At 30.9% G+C, this 1661-nt stretch carries 1 protein-coding gene; it reads left to right on the forward strand.

The annotated features are described in order from the left end of the window. The first annotated feature begins 191 nt into the window (after positions 1-191). Positions 192-1505 (forward strand): IS4 family transposase, encoded by a 1314-nt coding sequence (locus tag JHL18_RS19580; protein ID WP_200272367.1) that lies wholly within the window; start codon positions 192-194, stop codon positions 1503-1505. The last annotated feature ends 156 nt before the right edge of the window (positions 1506-1661 follow it).

Genomic DNA, 1661 nt, shown 5'->3' on the forward strand with positions numbered 1-1661 from the left:
CAATGTCATTAAGTTAAGAAATAAATATTATAATTATGGAACAGAGTATGTTTACAAATACATACCTGTTCTTTTTTTGTATAACAATTTACGTATAATAATTTTTATCAAAATATTAGATAAAGCTTGACAAATAGTTAGAAAAATGTGGCGAAGCCCCTTAAATATAATGTTTTTTTGGAGGTTCGCTCATGAACGAATATGCAGATTTTATAAAGAATAAACTAGATACGGTGTTAAAGGAAATGCAGGAATACACATGGTTATTTGTTAACGACCCCGAGAAAGATTTCATAAGAAATCGAAAATTGAATTTCAAAGAAATGATAAATATTTTGCTTTCTATTGGAGGCAATAGCCTAAATATTGAACTTTTGAAATATTTTTCGTATGATACTGAATCAGCCACTTGCTCCGCGTTCGTTCAGCAGCGCAAAAAGATTCTCCCGGAAGCACTTAACTACCTTTTTAGTAAGTTTACATCATTAGCAGTAAACCCTAAGTATTATGATGGTTATAGAATGTTAGCAGTTGATGGTTCTGATTTATGTATTGCACATAACCCTAAAGATGAGAAAAATTATTTTCAAGCTACTGAAAATGTAAAAGGATTTAACCTTCTACACTTAAATGCTATGTACGATTTATGTAGTAGAACATATATGGATGCAATTATTCAATCTGGTAGAGAAGAAAATGAATTTCAAGCATTAATTGACATGGTGGATCGTTCTAATATTAATGATAAAACTATAATAATAGCCGACCGTGGATACGAAAGCTACAATGTCTTTGAACATATCGTAAAGAAGAATTGGAACTATGTTATAAGAGTTAAAGATATACATAGTAATGGAATAGTCTCAGGAATATCTACACCTGGTAAGGAAATATTTGATATAGAACATAGTATTTTACTGACTAGACGCCAGACTAATGATGTAAAGGCAAATCCTGAAAGATATAAGTTTATGCCTGCTAATCAAAGGTTTGATTATCTTCCTGTTGGCGATAAAGCAACTTATCTAGTGAACTTTAGAGTTGTTCGATTCCCAATATCAAAGGATACCTACGAAGTTATTATTACCAATCTTAGTAAAGAAGATTTTTCAATAGAGAAGATTAAAGAAATATACCATATGCGTTGGGGCATTGAAACATCATTTAGAGAATTAAAGTATGCTATTGGGTTAACAAGTTTTCATTCTAAAAAGGCGGACTACATAATACAAGAGATATTTGCAAGACTCACCATGTATAACTTTTGTGAAATAATAACAACACATGTAGTTGTACAACAGAAAAACAGAAAATACAGCTATCAGGTTAATTTCACTATGGCCATAGCGATTTGTATACAATATTTCAGATGTAGCAATGTAGTGTCACCGCCTAATGTTGAAGCACTAATCAAAAGAAATATATTACCTGTACGAAATGGTAGAAAAGACCCTCGCAAAGTCAAACCCAAATCGGCAGTTAGCTTCATATATAGAGTAGCATAAATTTACGTTTATATAAAACTTTTTTGCAGAGATACGGCTCTGTTTTATTTGCATGTAAAAAAATATGGCAAAGAAAAGAAAAAAGTCAATTGAAAGCATATACACTTTCAATTGACTTTAATTTTGCTGTGGCAAAATATTAACTTAATGACATTG

Origin of the sequence: Clostridium yunnanense (assembly GCF_016595795.1) — a bacterium.
GTDB lineage: Bacteria > Bacillota > Clostridia > Clostridiales > Clostridiaceae > Clostridium_AR > Clostridium_AR yunnanense.

Coding starts and splice junctions, on each gene's coding strand:
- JHL18_RS19580 (WP_200272367.1), top strand. CDS start 192: ATGAACGAATATGCAGATTTTATAAAGAATAAACTAGATACGGTGTTA.